Raw genomic sequence first — 18,508 nt, forward strand, 5'->3', positions numbered from 1 at the left:
GCCGCTCCTTGACGCAGGGCAGCATCACTGCCATATGCCGCGCTGCACCGAGGCTTCAAAGCAGCGTGATCGGCGGCGCGCCCTATCATGGGAAGGCTCCGCACGGCTCTGCCTCGATGATTTAACGGCTTCCCAAATCACGCGGGGCGTCACTTCGTTGACCCCGCCTTCGCGCGCCTTTCAGACGTGCGCGCGCCGGCCGCATCTATAAGGTTTTCCAATGCAATTCAAAGAACTCGGCCTTTCCGAGACCGTCCTGGCTGCGCTTGCCGCCAAGGGCTATACCGACGCGACTCCGATTCAGGCGCAGTCGATCCCCGCGCTCCTCGAAGGTCGCGACCTGCTGGGCATCGCGCAGACCGGCACCGGCAAGACCGCAGCGTTCATGCTCCCGTCGATCGACCGCCTGATCGCCAGCGGCAAGCGCGCCCAGCCTCGCGGCTGCCGGATGCTCGTCCTCGCGCCGACTCGTGAACTCGCCGCGCAGATCGCCGACAATGCCCGCCATTATGCCAGCGGCACCGGCCTGCGCATCGCCACCGTGTTCGGCGGCACCTCGGTCCACAAGAACAAGACCGATCTGGCGCGCGGCGTCGACATTCTGGTCGCCACCCCGGGCCGCCTCGTCGACCTGCTCGACCAGTGCTACATGATCCTGCTCGGCATCGAGATCCTGGTGCTCGACGAAGCCGACCAGATGCTCGACCTCGGCTTCATTCATGCCCTGCGCCGCATTGTGAAGGAGCTGCCGGCCAAGCGCCAGTCGCTGTTCTTCTCGGCGACCATGCCCAAGTCGATCCGCGAGCTGGCCAGCCAGTTCATCCACAATCCGGTGGAAGTGAAGGTGACTCCGGTCGCCACCACCGCGGAGCGCGTCGAGCAGTTCGTCACGTTCGTTAATCAGGCGGAGAAGCAGGCGCTGCTGACGATGCAGCTGCGCAATCCGGATATCGATCGCGCGCTGATCTTCACCCGCACCAAGCACGGTGCCGACCGCGTCGTGCGACTGCTCGCCGGCAACGGCATCGCCGCCAACGCGATCCACGGCAACAAGAGCCAGCCGCAGCGCGAACGGGCGCTGGGCGAATTCCGCTCGGGCAAGGTCAAGCTGATGGTGGCGACCGATATCGCCGCGCGCGGCATTGACGTGTCGGGGGTGAGCCATGTGTTCAACTTCGAGCTGCCGAATGTGCCGGAGCAATATGTCCATCGCATCGGCCGCACCGCGCGCGCCGGCGCTGACGGCATCGCGATCAGCTACTGCGCCGACGACGAGCGTCCATATCTGAAAGACATCGAGAAGCTGACCCGTCAGAAGCTGATCGTGCAGCCGCTGCCGGAAAACTTCATGGCCGAGGCGGACAAGATCAAGTCGACGCGTTCGCCGATGCCCGCAAGCCGTGACGAGCAGAACGGCCGCAACGGCCGCGCGATGCAGCATGCCTCGGGTCGTCGTGGCGACGGCCAGCCGGGCGGTCGCGGTCGTGGCGGTCCCCGCAGCGATGCGCCCCGTGGCGGCGAGCAGCGCCGGGCCGAAGGCGGTCCGCGCGGTGAGCAGCCCCGGCGCCAGGAAGGTGCGGGCCATGCCGGTGCCGGCGTCGGCGCAGGTCGCGGTCCGGGCGCGCCGAAGCGCAAGTTCCATGCCCGCCCGGCGGGCAGCGGCGGCAATCGTGGCCAGGGCGGCGGCCAGGGCGGCCGCGCACGCTGACGGTCCTGCCGCCGATCGGCGAGACATCGGCGGCGTAGCGACCGGTGCGCCACGTCCGCCGTTGGTTCGCCTACGGAATCGGTGGCTGGGCAGCGCATCAATGCTGCAGAATTTCGAAGGCGGACGGTGCCCCGTCCGCCTTTTTCTTGGGCGTTTCGTGGCGGCGTCGAGACCCGTCCGAAAATGGCTTATGACGTTTCGGGGACTCGGGTTGCATCCCCGCAATCGCGATGCTAGCAGCCCCGCAACCCATCGGGGGCGCAGTATGCGTCGCCCCCCTTTTGTGCATGGGGTCACTTCCGACCCTCCGAGAGGAAACGAATCGCGTGGAGAATTCCGGCGGTATTCAGGCAAGCCTAAGCGGACGCTACGCAACCGCGCTGTTCGAACTGGCACGTGACGCCAAGGCCATCGAGGCCGTCGAAGCCAGCCTCGCCAAGGTGCGCGCGGCGCTCGACGAATCGCCTGAGTTCAAGGCGCTGACCACTAGCCCGCTGATCGGCCGCAAGGATGCCGGCAAGGCGGTGGCCGCTGCGGCGGGCGCGATGGGCCTGGATGCGACGACGACCAAGTTCCTCGGCGTGCTCGCCGAGAACCGCCGTCTGGCACAGTTGCCCGCGGTCATCCGCACCTTCCGCGCGCTGGCCACCGGCTATCGCGGCGAGACGACGGCGGAAGTCACTTCGGCGCACCCGCTCGATGCCGAACAGATTGATGCGTTGAAGGCGCAGCTCCGCACCCGCATCGGCCGCGATGTTTCCGTCGACCTTTCGGTCGATCCCTCGCTGCTCGGCGGCCTGGTCGTGAAGATCGGCAGCCAGATGATCGATTCGTCGATCAAGACCCGACTGAACTCCCTCGCGCACGCGATGAAAGGCTGAAGGCTAAGAAGATGGATATCCGCGCCGCAGAAATCTCGAAGGTCATCAAGGACCAGATCGCCAATTTCGGCACCGAAGCGCAGGTTTCGGAAATCGGCCAGGTGCTGTCCGTCGGCGACGGCATCGCGCGCATCCACGGGCTGGACAATGTCCAGGCCGGTGAGATGGTCGAATTCGCCAATGGCGTGCAGGGCATGGCGCTCAACCTCGAGGCCGACAATGTCGGCGTCGTGATCTTCGGCTCGGACGCCGAGATCAAGGAAGGCGACACCGTCAAGCGCACCGGCACGATCGTGGACGTCCCCGTCGGCCGTGGCCTGCTCGGCCGCGTCGTCGACGGCCTGGGCAACCCGATCGATGGCAAGGGCCCGATCGAATATACCGAGCGTCGCCGCGTTGAAGTGAAGGCGCCGGGCATCATCCCGCGCAAGTCGGTGCACGAGCCGGTGCAGACCGGCCTCAAGGCCATCGACGCCCTGGTGCCGATCGGCCGTGGCCAGCGCGAGTTGATCATCGGCGACCGCCAGACCGGCAAGACCGCTGTCGCGATCGACACCTTCATCAACCAGAAGGGCCCGAACGCGTCGGACGACGAGAAGAAGAAGCTGTTCTGCATCTACGTCGCGATCGGCCAGAAGCGCTCGACCGTCGCGCAGATCGTCCGCCAGCTCGAAGAGAATGGCGCGATGGAGTACTCGATCGTCGTCGCCGCGACCGCTTCGGAGCCCGCTCCGCTGCAGTTCCTCGCGCCCTATACCGGCTGCGCGATGGGCGAATTCTTCCGCGACAACGGCATGCACGCCGTGATCGTGTATGACGATCTTTCGAAGCAGGCCGTCGCCTATCGCCAGATGTCGCTGCTGCTCCGCCGTCCGCCGGGCCGCGAAGCCTATCCGGGCGACGTGTTCTATCTCCACAGCCGCCTGCTCGAGCGCGCTGCGAAGATGAACGACGCCAATGGCAATGGTTCGCTGACCGCGCTGCCGATCATCGAAACCCAGGCAGGCGACGTATCGGCCTACATCCCGACCAACGTGATCTCGATCACCGACGGCCAGATCTTCCTCGAAACGAACCTGTTCTACCAGGGCATCCGTCCGGCCATCAACGTCGGTCTGTCGGTGTCGCGCGTGGGTTCGTCGGCGCAGACCAAGGCGATGAAGAAGGTGTCGGGCTCGATCAAGCTCGAGCTGGCCCAGTATCGCGAAATGGCCGCGTTCGCGCAGTTCGGTTCGGACCTCGACGCCTCGACCCAGAAGCTGCTGAATCGTGGCGCACGTTTGACCGAATTGCTCAAGCAGCCGCAGTTCAGCCCGCTGCCCTTCGAAGAGCAGACCATCTCGATCTTCGCCGGCACCAACGGCTACCTCGATCAGGTCGCTGTGAAGGACGTGGTTCGCTTCGAAGCCGCGATGCTCGCACATTTCCGTTCGCAGCACGCTGCGGTGCTGGACGAGATCCGCACCACCAAAGCGTTCGAGAATGACACGCGGGACAAGGTGAAGGCCGTGCTCGACGCCTTCACCAAGACCTTCGCCTAAAGGACCGCTGCCGGATGGCCAGCCTCAAGGAACTCAAGGGCCGGATCGCCTCGGTCAAGTCGACCCAGAAGATCACCAAGGCCAAGCAGATGGTCGCGGCGGCGAAACTGCGGAAGGCGCAAGCCGCCGCAGAAGCCGCGCGTCCCTATGCACAGCGCCTCGAGGGCGTGGTAGCCAGCCTGGCGAGCAAGGTCGGGGCCAGTGACAACGCCCCCCGCCTGCTGGCCAGCACCGGCGAGGCGGACACGCACCTGCTGCTCGTCGCCAATGGCGACAAGGGCCTGTCAGGTGCGTTCAACGCCAACATCGTCAAGGCCGCGGTGCTCAAGGCGCGCACGCTGATCGCCGAGGGCAAGACGGTGAAGTTCTACCTCGTCGGCCGCAAGGGCCGTGCAGTGATCGCCCGTACCTTCCCTGGCATGATCGTCGGCCAGTTCGACACCACCGGTGTTCGGACGCCCGGCTATGATGAAGCCCGCGCCATTGCCAAGGACGTGACCGACCGCTTCTTCGCGGGCGAGTTCGATGTGGCGACGCTGTTCTACTCGCACTTCCGCTCGGCGCTGGCGCAGCTCCCGACCGAGCAGCAGCTGATCCCGGTCTCGGTGCCGGAGACGACGGTGGCGAGCGCAGGGGCTTCGGTCGAGTATGAGCCCGATGAGGAAACGATCCTCGCCGATCTGCTGCCGCGCAACCTGACGGTGCAGATCTTCAAGGCGCTGCTGGAAAACCAGGCCAGCGAACAGGGCGCATCGATGACCGCGATGGATAACGCCACGCGCAACGCCGGCGACCTGATCAATCGTCTGACGATCGAATATAACCGGTCGCGTCAGGCTGCGATCACCACCGAGCTGGTGGAAATCATCTCGGGCGCCGAAGCGCTCTGATGCTCGCGCGGGTCGCCCTCCCGGTCGCGCTGGTCGGTCTGCTTGCCGCATGCAAGCCGGCTGCGCAGCCGCAACCGGCGGAAGCGACTCCCACACCGGCGGCAACCCCCACGGCCTCCCCGATTCCGGTGGTGTTCGAAAAGGGTTGGCCGGAATTCTGGCGCGATCCCGCCAATGCGATCGACGTGCTGAACCGTACCGGCGCGCGCATCGGCGACTATCGTGCGCGGCCAGGCGGGCGGGTCGCCGAATCGATGCCCACCGCGCTCGATCTGAAGCCTACCGATCACCCAAACGCGGTGACGATCATCGTGCGGGGCGACAAGGACCGCCTCGACACGCTCGACTATCGACTCGATCTGCGCCAGCCCGACCAAGGCGAAGCGGCGGCCAAGGCGCTTGGCGAGATGATCGTCAACGCGTTTCGGGTGCTGGGCCTGCCCGGCGCGCGCGACGTCGCCGAGGCGCTGGTCGCCGGCAAGGACCTGACCAAGACGGTCGACGGCGCCGCTATCCGGCTGCGCCGCACGCCCGCGCCCGATCTGGGTGCCGGGCTGAACCGCATCACCGTGACATTCTCTCGAACCGGGGCTAGTGCCCCGGCCAACAGCTAGAAGCCGCAAGGAAGCAGACGATGGCAACCGCCGCTGAACTCAATCGCCCCGCTACGGGCACCAACAATGTGGGCCGCATCAGCCAGGTGATCGGCGCGGTCGTCGACGTGACGTTCGACAACAACCTGCCGGCGATTCTTTCGGCGCTGGAGACCCAGAACAACGGCCAGCGCCTAGTTCTGGAAGTCGCACAGCACCTGGGCGAGAACACCGTCCGCACGATCGCGATGGACTCGACCGAGGGCCTGACCCGCGGCCAGACCGTCACCGACACCGGCAACCAGATCCAGGTTCCGGTGGGCCCGGCGACGCTCGGCCGCATTCTCAACGTCGTCGGCGAACCGATCGACGAGCGCGGCCCGGTCGGCACCGATCTGCGCGCGCCGATTCACGCCAAGGCGCCCGAGTTCATCGAGCAGTCGACCGACAGCGCGATTCTCGTCACCGGCATCAAGGTGATCGATCTGCTCGCGCCGTACGCGAAGGGCGGTAAGATCGGCCTGTTCGGCGGCGCCGGCGTGGGCAAGACCGTGCTCATCCAGGAGCTGATCAACAACATCGCAAAGGGCCATGGCGGCACCTCCGTGTTCGCGGGCGTGGGCGAGCGTACCCGTGAGGGCAACGATCTCTATCACGAGTTCCTCGACGCAGGCGTTATCGCCAAGGACGCCGAAGGTAACGCCATCACCGAAGGTTCGAAGGTCGCCCTGGTCTATGGCCAGATGAACGAGCCGCCGGGCGCCCGTGCGCGCGTCGCCCTTTCGGGCCTGACGATCGCCGAATATTTCCGCGACGTCGAAGGTCAGGACGTGCTGTTCTTCGTCGACAACATCTTCCGCTTCACCCAGGCGGGCGCGGAAGTGTCGGCACTGCTCGGCCGTATTCCGTCGGCCGTGGGTTATCAGCCGACCCTGTCGACCGACATGGGCGCGCTCCAGGAGCGGATCACCTCGACCAACAAGGGTTCGATCACCTCGGTGCAGGCCGTGTACGTGCCCGCCGACGATCTTACCGATCCGGCACCGGCAACCTCGTTCGCCCACTTGGACGCCACGACCGTGCTCAACCGCGCGATTTCGGAACTCGGCATCTACCCGGCCGTGGACCCGCTCGACTCGACCAGCCGCGTCCTCGAGCCGCGCATCGTCGGCCAGGAGCATTACGAAACGGCGCGTGCGGTGCAGGCGATCCTGCAGAAGTACAAGTCGCTGCAGGACATCATCGCGATCCTGGGCATGGACGAGCTTTCCGAAGAGGATAAGCTGACCGTCGCCCGCGCCCGCAAGATCCAGCGCTTCCTTTCGCAGCCGTTCCACGTCGCCGAAGTGTTCACCGGCATTCCGGGCGCCTTTGTGCAGCTGGAAGACACGGTGCGCTCGTTCAAGGCGGTGGTCGACGGTGAGTATGATCATCTGCCGGAAGCGGCCTTCTACATGGTCGGCGGCATCGACGACGCGATCGCCAAGGCCAAGAAGCTCGCCGACGAGGCGTAAGGACTATTACCCCCTCCTCTTTAGGGGAGGGGTTGAGGGTGGGGCGCGAGCGCAAGCGAGCGTCCCGTAACCCCACGAATACCGACGCAGGGGCGGTGCCCCCCACCGCAACCCTTCCCCTAAAGGGGAGGGGCTTAGGATAGAGAACATGCTGCACTTCGAACTCGTCACCCCGGAACGCCTCGTCCGCTCGGAAGAAGTCCATATGGTCGTCGTCCCCGGCAGCGAGGGTGACTTCGGCGTGCTCGAGGGCCATGCGCCGATCATGTCTACGATCCGCGACGGCAATATCGAAGTCTACAAGGCAGGCGCGACCACGCCTGAGCTGATCCGCGTTGAGGGCGGTTTCGCCGAGGTCAACGAGCGCGGCCTGACCGTGCTGGCCGAACGCGCGGAATAAGCGACACGCTCTTCAGGGGCGCCGCAGCCGATAGTCCCAGCGACTGGGCTTGCTGCCATCCAGCTTCATGATCTCGGCGTGCAGAATATCGCCTTCGCGCCAATAGTGGATTCGCTGCGGATAATCATGCGCGGGGTTTTCGAACGTCACCCCCTGAGGCGCGTGGCGTACCGCGCGGAACGTTCCCGCCGGGCCGCCGCCGGGCGATAGCACCTCCAGCGCCACGGCCTGTCCGTCGACGCTGATCGACAGGAACTCCACAAAGCCGCTCTTCCCGCCGCGCACGGTCTGCGCGGTGGCCAGCTTCACGCCGCCGCGGGTCGGCGCCCATTGTTCGCAGGTCTGGCTGCCGCCATCGCCCGCCGTGCACCAATAGCCGGTAAGCCACGCCAGCGGATCCGTCTCCTGCGCCTGCGCCGGTGCGGCGAGCAACAGTGCCAACGTCCAAACCCAGCGGTACGCCATCGCCACCGTCTCCCCTTTGCGCCCTACGGCAATTAGGCAAATCGCAAGTCCCACCATCTATAGGGTTCGGGCCTCAGGTGGGATGAAAAAGTGTCGATGAACGCGTTCGGACGTCGCGGTGGCATGGCAAGTGGCAGCGCCGGGCGTGCAGGCTTCGGTGTGGCCCGGCCGATGCAAGGCGGGGTGGTGTCGCGCGCTTCATCCACAGCATTCGGCAACAGCTTCGAGCCCGTGCCCTCGGCCAGCCCCGCACCGTCGACCGCCAGCACCGATGCGCTGCAACGCCTCGCCGATCGCCAGTCCGCCTCGGCGGAGGCCGGCAGTGCCCGCAATGAAGGGTTCGAAGCCTCGGTCCATCGAATCAAGGAGCAGGTGCTGCCCCGACTGCTGGAGCGGGTAGATGCCGAGGCTGCAGCGACGCTGACCAAGGACGAGCTCGCGGAGGAATTCCGCCCGATCATCGGCGAAGTGCTCGCCGAGCTGCGCCTGACGCTCAACCGTCGCGAGCAATTCGCGCTGGAAAAGGTGCTGATCGACGAGTTGCTGGGCCTCGGCCCGCTCGAGGAGCTCCTAGCCGATCCTGCGGTGAGCGACATCATGGTCAACGGTCCCGAACAGACCTATGTCGAACGGCGCGGCAAGCTGGAGCTCGCCAATGTCCAGTTCCGCGATGAGGAGCATCTGTTCCAGGTCGCGCAACGCATCTGCAATTCGGTCGGTCGCCGGGTGGACCAGACCACGCCGCTCGCCGATGCGCGGCTGAAGGACGGCAGCCGCGTCAACGTCATCGTGCCGCCGCTGAGCCTGCGCGGCACCGCCATCTCGATCCGCAAATTTTCCGCGAAGCCGATTACGCTCGACATGATGGCGCGCGGTGGATCGATGTCGGAAGAAATGGCCACCGTGCTGAAGGTGGCCGGTGCCAGCCGTTTCAACATCGTCATTTCCGGCGGCACCGGCTCGGGCAAGACGACGATGCTCAATGCCATTTCCAAGATGATCGATCCCGGCGAGCGTGTGCTGACGATCGAGGACGCAGCGGAGCTGAGACTGCAGCAGCCGCACTGGTTGCCGCTCGAAACCCGTCCGCCGAATCTGGAGGGCCAGGGCGAGATCACCATCCGCGATCTGGTGAAGAACGCACTGCGCATGCGCCCCGATCGCATCATCCTAGGCGAGATCCGCGGCGCCGAGTGCTTCGACCTGCTCTCCGCGATGAACACCGGTCACGACGGGTCGATGTGCACCCTCCACTCGAACAGCCCGCGCGAGGCGCTGGCCCGGATGGAGAACATGGTGATGATGTCAGACATCAAGGTGGCCAAGGAAGCGATCAGCCGCCAGATCGCCGATTCGGTCGACCTGATCGTTCAGGTGAAGCGCCTGCGCGACGGCAGCCGCCGGGTGACCAACATCACCGAGGTAATCGGCATGGAAGGCCCGGTGATCGTCACCCAGGAGCTGTTCCGGTTCGAATATCTGGACGAAGGCACCGATGGAAAGATCATTGGCGAATATCGCTCGATGGGGCTGCGCCCCTACACGCTCGACAAGGCACGCCAGTTCGGATTCGACCACGCGCTGCTGGAGGCGTGCCTCTGAACGTGGATCCCGCTCCGCGCCATCGCACGTTCTTACTGGCTGTTGAGCGCCACGCTGGCCAGCACCAGCGCCGCAAACAGGGCCGCCATTTGGATCGCCATCCACGGCATCAGCCCTACCCGCTCCAGATCACGTCGCCGGCGGCGGCGATGCTCGGCCACTCCGCTCACCAGCGCCACCACCACCGCCGCCCCCGCCGCGCCCCAAAATTGTAGTTGCATCGTCACCTTGTTGCTCCAAACTCCCCGGCAGCTACCAGGGAGCTTTATTCAATGCGCCACAGCCTTATCGGCATCGCTGCCGCGACGACCGCACTCGCCGTTGTCGGCGTCTCCGCCCAACAGCCCGCAGCAAAGAACCCGGCGATCGAGGCGGCCGTCGCCGCACCGAGCCGGAGCCCTGCCAATACCGCCCGCGACCCATATCGCCACCCGGCCGAAACGCTCGCCTTTTTCGGGGTGAAGCCGGGCGACACCGTGGTGGAAATCTGGCCTGGCGGCGGCTGGTACACCGAAATCCTCGCGCCGCTGACCCGCGGCAAGGGAACGCTGTATGCGGCGGTGCCGAACAACGGCACCCGGGGACTGGATGCGCTGAAGGCAAAGGACGCTGGCCTGTATGGTCCGATCCGCGTCGTAAGCTTCCCGTCGGCCGAAGGTCAGGCCAAGGTGCCCGACGGCACTGCCGACGTGGTGCTCACCTTCCGCAACGTTCATAACTGGCGGATGGGCTATCAGCGCGATCGCCAGGATTATTCGGCCGAAGCGTTCAAGCAGATGTATGCCATGCTGAAGAAGGGCGGCATCCTTGGCATCGAGGACCATCGTCTGCCCGAAAATGCCAGCAGCGAGCGCGAGACGAGCAGCGGCTATATCAAGGTGTCCACCGTCCGCCGCTTGGCGGAGGCTGCCGGCTTCGAGTTCGTGGGTGCGTCGGAAGTCAATGCCAACAAGGCCGATACCGCCGACTGGCCGGACGGCGTGTGGACGCTGCCGCCCACCTATGCCCTGAAGGACCAGGACCGGGCCAAATATGCGGCGATCGGCGAGAGCGACCGCATGACGCTGAAGTTCCGCAAACCCTGAGACCGCACGGCGCGCCCTCCTCGCTGCTGGTCGGCGAGGAGGGGAGAAGCGGTCTAGCGTTGGACTGATTGCAACGTGAGCTCGCCGAACGTCAGAAACACCCAGGTGGTGCCGATGCGCGCACGATAGGCACCCTGGGCATCGGCCAGATACAGGGCAACGGCGGTGAACTGCCATGCCTGTTGCTCGGTGCAGGCCACCTTCCGCGTCATGAACAGGGGCAGCGCGTGGCGCGTGGCGAACTGCCGCGCCAGCCGCGCATTGGTCCCTAACGCCGCCGGCACCGAGGGATGATCCCACCCCCAGAGGAACGTGCCGTCGAGCGTGTTGTAGGTGCCGATCACCTGGACGGGCGCGCTATAGGCACGGGCTCGGCCGATGAAGCGGATCACGCCCTGTTCGAGATCAACGTCCCACTCGGCGAATTCGCGCCCCACCTTTCGCTGGAAGACCGCCGTCTTCAGCGCGATCTCGGCCTCCGCTCTGGCGAACAGCTGCCCCTGCGGCTCGACCAGCCGCTGCTTCGGATCGCCCAAGGGGGCCAGCCCGAGCAGCAGCAGCGCCGCGAGCGCCCCGTTCATGTTACTTGCCGAGCTTCTCGATCTTTTCCTGCAGCTTGGCGAGCTCCGCCTTCAGCGTCGAAACGTCGTTGTCGCTAGACTCGCCAGCGCCAGGCTGGGCCGGTGCTGCCGGCGCCGGCGGGTGCATTGCGCCGCCGGGCTGGAAGGCGCTGGCGGCGGCTTCGAACATCGCCATGTTGCGCTTGGCGATTTCCGCGAAGGGCGAATTGGCGAACGCGCCCTCCACCGCCGACTTGAACTGTTCCTGGTTGCGGCGAAAGCTGTCCATCGATGCTTCAAGGTAGCCCGGCACCATCGCCTGCATCGAATCGCCGTACAGCGAGATCAGCTGGCGCAGGAAATTCACCGGCAGCATCGTCTGCCCGCGCGATTCCTCCTCCATGATGATCTGGGTGAGGACGTTGTGGGTGATGTCCTCCTCGGTCTTGGCGTCGACGACCTTGAAGTCGCGGCCTTCGCGCGTCATCGCAGCGAGATGCTCGAGCGTGATGTAGGACGAGGTCTCGGTATTATACAAACGGCGGTTCGCATATTTCTTAATGATGACCGGCCCGTTTCCAGGTGCAGCTTTCTTCATGGGAACCCCCGCGCGTGACAGATCAGTACCTAACTACAGTTTCTGTCGCGTCGCAACACGGACCGCGTCCTTTGCCGCTTTTTCTTGCATTGCTGCGCAGCGAAACGGCAACGTCCCCCGAAAGACGCGCGGCGGCGCTGGCCGGACTGACGGCTTATCAGCGGGCGCTGCGCCCTCTGCCGAGGCCCGAAAAGCCGGTGATCGCCAGCGCCGGCCGCGCCGTGCTGCGCGATTATGGCGGGCGGGGCCGGCCAGTGGTGTTCGTGCCGTCGCTGATCAACCCGCCATTGGTGCTAGATCTGGCACGCGGCAATTCGCTGCTGCGCTGGCTCTCGCGCCAGGGCGTGCGTCCGCTGCTGGTCGATTGGGGAACGCCGTCCCCGGCGGAACGCGACCTCGACGTGACCGGCCATGTCGAGCAGTTGCTGCTGCCGTTGCTGCGCCAGCTGCCGCAGCCGCCGGTGCTGGCGGGCTATTGCCTGGGCGGCACGATGGCGATCGCCGCAGCACAGAGGCTGGAGGCCGCCGGGTTGGTGACAATCGCCGCGCCCTGGCACTTTGCCGGCTATGGCGCGGGCCTGGAGAGCATGGCCGCCTTGTGGGCCCAGGCTCATCCGGCGTGCGAACGGCTGGGGCTGGTGCCGATGGAAGTGCTGCAGGCCGGATTTTGGCAGCTCGATCCCCGCCGCACGATCCTGAAGTACGAACGCTTCGGCCGGCTGCAGCCCGGCGATCCGGAAGCGCGGGCGTTTGTCGTGCTCGAGGATTGGGCCAATGGCGGCGCACCGCTTACCTTCGGCACCGGGCGGCAGCTGTTCGACGACTTCCTTTCGGCCGACTTGCCGGGCCGCGGGCGGTGGCAGGTGGCCGGGGCGCCGGTGCACCCCGAAGCGCTGAACCTGCCGGTGCTGTCGCTGATTTCGACCACCGATCGCATCGTGCCCGCGGCGAGCGCCGCGCGGATTGGCACGGTGCGGGAAATGGCGATGGGCCATGTCGGCATGATCGTCGGCGGCCGTGCCCGTCGCGCAGTCTGGGAGCCGCTTGCGGACTGGCTAACCGCCCTGCCCCGCACTAGATAGCGGGCAAACACACCCAGGAGACCAGCATGACCGACGTCGTGATCACCGCCGCCAAGCGTACCCCCGTGGGCAGCTTTCTCGGCGCCTTCGCCGCCACCCCCGCGCACGAGCTGGGGCGCATTGCGATCGAAGCAGCGCTTGCCGACGCCGGGGTGAAGGGCGACGAAGTCTCCGAAGTGATCCTCGGCCAGGTGCTCACCGCCGCGCAGGGCCAGAACCCCGCCCGCCAAGCATCGATGAACGCGGGCGTGCCCAAGGAAGTGCCGGCATGGAGCGTGCAGCAGGTCTGCGGCTCGGGCCTGCGCGCGGTGGCCCTGGGCTTCCAGGCGATCCGCAACGGCGATGCCGAGATCATCGTCGCGGGCGGTCAGGAATCGATGTCGATGAGCACGCACGCCCAGTCGCTCCGCCCGGGCACCAAGATGGGCGATCTCAGCCTGGTCGATACGATGATCAAGGACGGCCTGACCGACGTGTTCAACGGCTATCACATGGGCATCACTGCGGAAAATCTCGCCGAGCAGTATCAGGTGACCCGCGCCGACCAGGACGCGTTCGCAGTCCGCTCGCAGAATCTCGCGGAAAAGGCCCGCGCCGACGGCCGTTTCAAGGACGAGATCGCGCCTGTCACGATCAAGACCCGCAAGGGCGAGACCGTGGTCGCCGATGACGAATATATCCGCGCCGGCGCGACGGTGGAGAGCGTTTCCGGCCTGCGCCCGGCCTTCAAGAAGGACGGCACCGTCACCGCCGCTAATGCGTCGGGCCTGAACGACGGTGCGGCGGCACTCGTCCTGATGTCGCGCGAGGAAGCCGAAAAGCGCGGCGCCCCGATCCTGGCGACCATCAAGAGCTGGGCAAGCGCCGGTGTGGATCCGTCGATCATGGGCATCGGCCCGGTGCCAGCGAGCAAGAAGGCACTGGAAAAGGCTGGCTGGACGATCGCCGACCTCGACCTGATCGAAGCCAACGAAGCATTTGCGGCGCAGGCGCTTTCGGTCGGCAAGGAGCTCGGCTGGGATGCGGACAAGGTGAACGTGAACGGCGGCGCCATCGCTATCGGCCACCCGATCGGCGCATCGGGCGCCCGTATCCTCACCACCCTCGTCCACGAAATGCAGAAGCGCGACGCCAAGAAGGGACTGGCGACGCTGTGCATCGGCGGCGGCATGGGTATCGCGATGTGCATCGAGCGCGGCTAAGCGCATTTCACGATGGGTAAAATTTGCGGCCGCGGAGGAATCCGCGGCTGCTGTTTTTTCGCTCTTGTTACAAAACGGCGTCGTTCCTCCGTCGGGGGAAATATCATTGCGACACCTGTTGCATGGTTGCAACGACAGGGCACAAACATGAACCCAGGATTACCAAGCCCCTTGTAAGATTCGTGCGCTGGGGGATGAATTGTGTCCATCAGGCATCAAGCCTGGAGGGGCACTCCATGAAACTTTCCTATCTCCTCGGGGCAACCGCGCTTGCAAGCGTAGCAGCCCTTCTCCCGCAGGCGGCATTCGCCCAGTCGGAAGATGCAACCGCTAGCAGCCAGAAGCCGCAAGCCGAAGATGAGGCGATCCTCGTCACGGGATCGCGCATTCGGCAGCCAAACCTGGAATCGACCTCCCCGATCACCAGCATCTCGGGCGAAGAATTTTTTGAAACCGGCCAGATCTCCGTCGGCGACGTGCTGAATGACCTGCCGCAGCTTCGCAACACCTACAGCCAGCAGAACTCCACCCGCTTCCTTGGCACGCGCGGTCTGAACCTGCTCGATCTGCGCGGCCTGGGCTCGCAGCGTACGCTGGTGCTCGTCAATGGCCGCCGCCATGTCGCAGGCGACATCCTCGTCAACGGCGTTTCGCCGGACATCAACACGATCCCGACCGACCTTATCCAGTCGGTGGATATCCGTACCGGCGGCCGCTCTTCGGTCTATGGTTCGGACGCGATCGCCGGCGTCGTCAACTTCATCCTCAAGCAGGATTATGACGGCATTCAGCTGCGAGGTCAGGCTGGCGCGAACGTCGACTATCGCGACGCGGGCAACCAATATGTTTCGGCGCTCGTCGGCAAGAACTTCGCCGAAGGCCGCGGCAATGTCGCCCTCAACGTCGAATATGCCCATCAGTCGGCTTATTTCGGTTCGGGCCGCCCCAATCTGCGTCAGAACAACGGTTTCGTCATCACCGACACCGATCCGGCCGGCTCCACCAACGGCTCCGATGGCGTTCCCGATCGGACCTTCTATCGCGACATCCGTTCGTCGACCATTTCGACCGGCGGCCAGCTTGGCTTCGCCAGCCCGACCGGAGCCTGTGGCCGCGATAGCGCCAACGCTGCCTTCACCTGCGGCTTCCTGTTCCAGCCGGACGGTTCACTGATCTCGCAAACCGGGACTCGCGTCGGCATCGGGCCGAACGGCAGCTTCATCGGCGGCAACGGCTATTCGGGCCGCGAGGGCAGCCTGCTGACCCTGTCGCCGGATCTTGAGCGCGTGTCGGTCAACCTGATCGGCCATTTCGATGTCAGCCCGGCCTTTGTGCCGTTCGTAGAAGCAAAATATGTTCGCGCGCGCGCCTTCGGTTCGCAGAGCGGCCCGTTCTTCTCGCAGGGCACCACCCTCGGCGACGATCCGGCGAACAACCGCGAGCGCCCGCGCCTCGACAATCCCTATCTGAGCGCGCAGGCGCGGTCGGTGATCGAAGCGCAGATCCGCGCAGGCGGTGGTACTCCCACTAACGCCACTCGCTTCTCGCTCCGCAAGAACTGGGTCGAACTCGGCATCCGCGACGAGCGCATCACGCGTGAAACATATCGCGCCGTCGGCGGCGTTCGTGGCGACTTCAACGATGACTGGAACTACGAAGTTTCGGTCAACTATGGCGAGCACAAAGAAAAGAACCTGATCACCGGCAACATCAACATCCAGCGCTATCTGCTCGCGCTTGATACCGTTCGAGACTCGACGGGTCAGATCGTTTGCCGTTCGAAGATCGATCCGGCTGCGCGCATCCCCTATGTGGACGATGCCGCGATCCTCGCGCAGGATGTTGCCGCTTGCGTTCCGCTCAACCCGTTCGGTGACGGTTCTTCGTCGCAGGCGGCACGCAACTACCTGACCGTACCGTCGACGGCGCAGGGCAAGATCACTCAGTTCGTTGCCTCCGGCTTCGTTTCGGGCGATCTCAGCCAGCTGTTCGAACTGCCGGGCGGTCCGATCGGCTTCTCTGTCGGCGCGGAATATCGCCGCGAAACCAACTTCTACGACCTCGATGACCTGACGCAGGCCGGCTACGCGTTCTATAATGCGATCCCGGAATTCACCTCGCCGGCGTTCGAGGTGAAAGAAGCGTTCGGCGAACTCAGCATCCCGCTGCTCCGCGAGACGCCGTTCTTCCACGACCTGACCCTCAGCGGCGCAGGCCGTGTCGCAAACTACAAGGGCCGTACGGGAACGGTGTTCGCTTGGGATGCGGGCATCAACTGGGCGCCGATCCCCGACCTGAGGTTCCGCGGTAACTATTCGCGCTCGGTGCGCGCGCCGAACCTGTCGGAACTCTACTCGTCGCAGAGCCAGAACTTTGCGCCTGGCTTCGTCGACCCCTGCTCGGACCGCAACATCGCGACCGGTTCGTCGACGCGCGCGGCCAACTGCAACGCGGCGGGCCGCCCGGCGGGCTACGACTTTGTCTATGTGCAGTCGCTTGAGATCGTCAGCGGCGGCAATCCCGGCCTGCAGGAGGAAACCTCCACCAGCTACACGATCGGCGGCATCTTCGAGCCGCGCTTCCTGCCCGGCTTCTCGGTGTCGGTCGACTATTACGACATCAACGTTGAAAACGTGATCTCGTCGGTCGCTGCACAGACAATCGCCAACCAGTGCTACGATCAGGCCACTTTGAACAATCCGTTCTGCGGCCTGTTCCAGCGCGCCGGCGCGAATGGCGGTCCGCGGGGTGAGGTCCCCTTCCAGATCCTGGAAGGATCGCTCCTGCAATCGACGCTCAACTTCGCGCGCCTCAAGGCACGTGGCATCGACACCAACGTGAACTATCGTCACACCTTCGACTGGGGTACGGTGAACCTGATGGGGATCTATACCCGGACGCTGCAGCGCGACGACTTCACCAACCCGGCAGACCCGAATCGCATCAATCGCCTTCTGGGCGAGTTGAACGATCCGAAGAACGAGTTCCGGATCAACAGCAGCGTGAAGGTGGGCAAGGTTACGCTCGGCTACGAGCTGCGCTGGATCGACAAGATGTACCTGAACACCTATGAAGACTTCAACGGTCTCCAGGGTCGTCCGCCGGAGAATGCGGACTATGCGGCAGTTCAGTTCTATCCGAGCGTGTCCTATCACAATGCACGCGTCGATCTCGACGTGAACGACCGCTTCAACCTGTATGTTGGCGTGGACAATATCGGTAACCAGCAGCCTCCGTTCGGCCTGACCGGCGTGGGCGGCGGCTCGGGCATCTACGATGTCCGCGGTCGCTACGGGTATCTTGGTTTCGTCGCCAAGTTCTGATTCGTCTCGATTGGAGGGGAAGGGCCGGGGATTTCCCCGGCCCTTTTCTTTTGGTAGCTCGCGGGTATGGCATTTTCGAGCGAGGACGCAGCCCGCCTGATCGCGCAAGGCCGCCGCGATGCAGCGATCGCGACTGCGCGGGCCGCCGCGGATGGCAACGATCCAGCCGCATTGCTGCAGCTTGCAATCTGGCTCTTGGTGGGGCGCCATCTTCCCCGTGATCTAATTGCCGCGCGCCAGTTCCTGCGCCGCGCTTCCGAAGCGGGCAGCGTCGACGCAAGCCACATGGAGATTGCGCTTGCCGCCAATGGTTCAGGCGCAGCCCGCGATTGGCCCGGTGCCGTGGCGCTGCTGCGCGCCGTCGCCGCGACGGATCCGGTGGCGGCAGACCAGCTTCAGCTCGTTGAGCAGATGGCGCTCGGCCGGGAGGGCATGCCCCTTCGGATCCCAACGCCTGAGCGGTTGTGCGAATCTCCCGAAATCCTTCGCTACTCCGGCTTTATCTCGCCCGACGAATGCCGCCATCTCGCCCAGTCGGCGGAAGACCTGCTGGCACCGGCGCAAGTCATGGATCCTGCGACCAATCGCCTGATCGAGCACCCGATCCGGACGTCGGACTTCGCGGTGATTGGTCCGACGCGCGAGGACCTCGTCATCCAGGCAATCCTGCGGCGGATCGCAGTGGCCAGCGACACCGCCGTCGAGCAAGGCGAGCCGCTCAACATTTTGCGATATGCGGTGGGGCAGCAATATCGGCTGCATTCGGATGCACTGCCCAACGTGGTCAACCAGCGTACAAAAACGGCGATCCTGTACTTGAACGACAATTTCAAAGGCGGCGGCACGCTGTTTCCGGACGCCGAGGTGCAGGTGGCGCCGGTGGCCGGTGACCTGCTGCTGTTCACCAACACCCTGCCGAACGGCCGTCCTGATCCTGTCGCTCGCCACGCTGGCCTGCCCGTGGTCCAGGGAACGAAATGGATTGCCACCCGATGGATTCGGGCGAATCCTTTTGACGTATGGAACCCCAGCTAGTCGTTTTTTCCCCTGTGCCGCGAAGGCGC

The 18,508-nt window shown here is 65.0% G+C and carries 17 protein-coding genes; 13 read left to right on the forward strand and 4 right to left on the reverse strand.

Going from position 1 to position 18,508, the window contains the following annotated elements; all coding sequences use genetic code 11:
• Nucleotides 1-220: 220 nt before the first annotated feature.
• The 7 genes from B215_RS0107380 (at nucleotide 221) to B215_RS0107410 (ending at nucleotide 7,527) form a co-directional block, all read left to right on the forward strand.
• Nucleotides 221-1,708, forward strand: a complete 1,488-nt coding sequence (locus tag B215_RS0107380; RefSeq protein WP_019369003.1) for a DEAD/DEAH box helicase — start codon at nucleotides 221-223, stop codon at nucleotides 1,706-1,708.
• Nucleotides 1,709-2,034: 326 nt separating this feature from the next.
• Nucleotides 2,035-2,589: a F0F1 ATP synthase subunit delta gene (locus tag B215_RS0107385; RefSeq protein ID WP_019369004.1), complete on the forward strand. Its 555-nt coding sequence runs from the start codon at nucleotides 2,035-2,037 to the stop codon at nucleotides 2,587-2,589.
• Nucleotides 2,590-2,600: 11 nt separating this feature from the next.
• On the forward strand, nucleotides 2,601-4,130 hold the full coding sequence (atpA, locus tag B215_RS0107390) for a F0F1 ATP synthase subunit alpha (protein ID WP_019369005.1): 1,530 nt from the start codon (nucleotides 2,601-2,603) through the stop codon (nucleotides 4,128-4,130).
• A gap of 14 nt (nucleotides 4,131-4,144) precedes the next feature.
• Complete coding sequence (locus B215_RS0107395) at nucleotides 4,145-5,020, forward strand: F0F1 ATP synthase subunit gamma (RefSeq protein WP_019369006.1); 876 nt, start codon at nucleotides 4,145-4,147, stop codon at nucleotides 5,018-5,020.
• Nucleotides 5,020-5,634, forward strand: a complete 615-nt coding sequence (locus tag B215_RS0107400) for a DUF6030 family protein (RefSeq protein WP_019369007.1) — start codon at nucleotides 5,020-5,022, stop codon at nucleotides 5,632-5,634. The genes B215_RS0107395 and B215_RS0107400 overlap by 1 nt, the downstream gene beginning before the upstream one ends.
• Nucleotides 5,635-5,654: 20 nt before the next feature.
• A complete protein-coding gene (gene atpD / locus B215_RS0107405) occupies nucleotides 5,655-7,127 on the forward strand; it encodes a F0F1 ATP synthase subunit beta (RefSeq protein WP_019369008.1) in 1,473 nt (490 codons plus the stop codon).
• Between the two features lie 148 nt (nucleotides 7,128-7,275).
• The gene (locus B215_RS0107410; protein ID WP_019369009.1) at nucleotides 7,276-7,527 is read left to right on the forward strand and encodes an ATP synthase F1 subunit epsilon; all 252 of its coding nucleotides are present in this window, start codon (nucleotides 7,276-7,278) and stop codon (nucleotides 7,525-7,527) included.
• A 12-nt stretch (nucleotides 7,528-7,539) separates the two neighbouring features.
• On the opposite strand, the gene B215_RS19760 is transcribed toward B215_RS0107410, so the two are convergent.
• Nucleotides 7,540-7,992 carry a DUF6265 family protein gene (locus tag B215_RS19760; protein ID WP_152997887.1) on the reverse strand — a complete coding sequence of 151 codons (453 nt, stop codon included), beginning with the start codon at nucleotides 7,990-7,992 and terminating at the stop codon, nucleotides 7,540-7,542.
• 96 nt (nucleotides 7,993-8,088) lie between these two features.
• Here B215_RS19760 and B215_RS0107420 point away from each other — a divergent pair, with 96 nt between their 5' ends.
• On the forward strand, nucleotides 8,089-9,594 hold the full coding sequence (locus B215_RS0107420) for a CpaF family protein (RefSeq protein ID WP_019369011.1): 1,506 nt from the start codon (nucleotides 8,089-8,091) through the stop codon (nucleotides 9,592-9,594).
• Nucleotides 9,595-9,626: 32 nt separating this feature from the next.
• Here the strand turns inward: B215_RS0107420 and B215_RS0107425 are convergent, their stop codons facing one another.
• The gene (locus B215_RS0107425; protein ID WP_019369012.1) at nucleotides 9,627-9,815 is read right to left on the reverse strand and encodes a hypothetical protein; all 189 of its coding nucleotides are present in this window, start codon (nucleotides 9,813-9,815) and stop codon (nucleotides 9,627-9,629) included.
• A gap of 51 nt (nucleotides 9,816-9,866) precedes the next feature.
• On the opposite strand from B215_RS0107425, the gene B215_RS0107430 reads away from it, so the two are divergent.
• Nucleotides 9,867-10,679 carry a class I SAM-dependent methyltransferase gene (locus B215_RS0107430; protein ID WP_019369013.1) on the forward strand — a complete coding sequence of 271 codons (813 nt, stop codon included), beginning with the start codon at nucleotides 9,867-9,869 and terminating at the stop codon, nucleotides 10,677-10,679.
• A 53-nt stretch (nucleotides 10,680-10,732) separates the two neighbouring features.
• Here the strand turns inward: B215_RS0107430 and B215_RS19765 are convergent, their stop codons facing one another.
• The gene (locus tag B215_RS19765; RefSeq protein ID WP_019369014.1) at nucleotides 10,733-11,260 is read right to left on the reverse strand and encodes a DUF6882 domain-containing protein; all 528 of its coding nucleotides are present in this window, start codon (nucleotides 11,258-11,260) and stop codon (nucleotides 10,733-10,735) included.
• Nucleotide 11,261: 1 nt separating this feature from the next.
• Nucleotides 11,262-11,837 carry a polyhydroxyalkanoate synthesis repressor PhaR gene (gene phaR / locus B215_RS0107440; RefSeq protein ID WP_019369015.1) on the reverse strand — a complete coding sequence of 192 codons (576 nt, stop codon included), beginning with the start codon at nucleotides 11,835-11,837 and terminating at the stop codon, nucleotides 11,262-11,264.
• Nucleotides 11,838-11,908: 71 nt separating this feature from the next.
• On the opposite strand from phaR, the gene B215_RS0107445 reads away from it, so the two are divergent.
• The 4 genes from B215_RS0107445 to B215_RS0107460 all read left to right on the forward strand — a co-directional run bounded on the left by B215_RS0107445 (nucleotide 11,909) and on the right by B215_RS0107460 (nucleotide 18,479).
• Nucleotides 11,909-12,919, forward strand: a complete 1,011-nt coding sequence (locus B215_RS0107445; RefSeq protein ID WP_019369016.1) for an alpha/beta fold hydrolase — start codon at nucleotides 11,909-11,911, stop codon at nucleotides 12,917-12,919.
• A gap of 26 nt (nucleotides 12,920-12,945) precedes the next feature.
• Nucleotides 12,946-14,121 carry an acetyl-CoA C-acetyltransferase gene (locus B215_RS0107450; protein ID WP_019369017.1) on the forward strand — a complete coding sequence of 392 codons (1,176 nt, stop codon included), beginning with the start codon at nucleotides 12,946-12,948 and terminating at the stop codon, nucleotides 14,119-14,121.
• A 236-nt stretch (nucleotides 14,122-14,357) separates the two neighbouring features.
• A complete protein-coding gene (locus tag B215_RS0107455; RefSeq protein ID WP_019369018.1) occupies nucleotides 14,358-17,444 on the forward strand; it encodes a TonB-dependent receptor domain-containing protein in 3,087 nt (1,028 codons plus the stop codon).
• 66 nt (nucleotides 17,445-17,510) lie between these two features.
• Nucleotides 17,511-18,479 carry a 2OG-Fe(II) oxygenase gene (locus tag B215_RS0107460; protein WP_019369019.1) on the forward strand — a complete coding sequence of 323 codons (969 nt, stop codon included), beginning with the start codon at nucleotides 17,511-17,513 and terminating at the stop codon, nucleotides 18,477-18,479.
• Nucleotides 18,480-18,508: the final 29 nt, after the last annotated feature.

The sequence above is a fragment of the Sphingomonas sp. ATCC 31555 genome (genome assembly GCF_000282895.1).
GTDB lineage: Bacteria > Pseudomonadota > Alphaproteobacteria > Sphingomonadales > Sphingomonadaceae > Sphingomonas.

Excerpts from the sequence above, each read along its gene's own strand:
- B215_RS0107450 (WP_019369017.1), top strand. The coding sequence starts at position 12,946 with ATGACCGACGTCGTGATCACCGCCGCCAAGCGTACCCCCGTGGGCAGC.
- B215_RS0107410 (WP_019369009.1), top strand. The coding sequence starts at position 7,276 with ATGCTGCACTTCGAACTCGTCACCCCGGAACGCCTCGTCCGCTCGGAA.
- atpA (WP_019369005.1), top strand. The coding sequence starts at position 2,601 with ATGGATATCCGCGCCGCAGAAATCTCGAAGGTCATCAAGGACCAGATC.
- B215_RS0107420 (WP_019369011.1), top strand. The coding sequence starts at position 8,089 with ATGAACGCGTTCGGACGTCGCGGTGGCATGGCAAGTGGCAGCGCCGGG.
- B215_RS0107425 (WP_019369012.1), bottom strand. The coding sequence starts at position 9,815 with ATGCAACTACAATTTTGGGGCGCGGCGGGGGCGGCGGTGGTGGTGGCG.
- phaR (WP_019369015.1), bottom strand. The coding sequence starts at position 11,837 with ATGAAGAAAGCTGCACCTGGAAACGGGCCGGTCATCATTAAGAAATAT.
- B215_RS0107460 (WP_019369019.1), top strand. The coding sequence starts at position 17,511 with ATGGCATTTTCGAGCGAGGACGCAGCCCGCCTGATCGCGCAAGGCCGC.
- B215_RS0107395 (WP_019369006.1), top strand. The coding sequence starts at position 4,145 with ATGGCCAGCCTCAAGGAACTCAAGGGCCGGATCGCCTCGGTCAAGTCG.
- B215_RS0107400 (WP_019369007.1), top strand. The coding sequence starts at position 5,020 with ATGCTCGCGCGGGTCGCCCTCCCGGTCGCGCTGGTCGGTCTGCTTGCC.
- B215_RS19760 (WP_152997887.1), bottom strand. The coding sequence starts at position 7,992 with ATGGCGTACCGCTGGGTTTGGACGTTGGCACTGTTGCTCGCCGCACCG.
- atpD (WP_019369008.1), top strand. The coding sequence starts at position 5,655 with ATGGCAACCGCCGCTGAACTCAATCGCCCCGCTACGGGCACCAACAAT.
- B215_RS0107430 (WP_019369013.1), top strand. The coding sequence starts at position 9,867 with ATGCGCCACAGCCTTATCGGCATCGCTGCCGCGACGACCGCACTCGCC.
- B215_RS19765 (WP_019369014.1), bottom strand. The coding sequence starts at position 11,260 with ATGAACGGGGCGCTCGCGGCGCTGCTGCTGCTCGGGCTGGCCCCCTTG.
- B215_RS0107380 (WP_019369003.1), top strand. The coding sequence starts at position 221 with ATGCAATTCAAAGAACTCGGCCTTTCCGAGACCGTCCTGGCTGCGCTT.
- B215_RS0107455 (WP_019369018.1), top strand. The coding sequence starts at position 14,358 with ATGAAACTTTCCTATCTCCTCGGGGCAACCGCGCTTGCAAGCGTAGCA.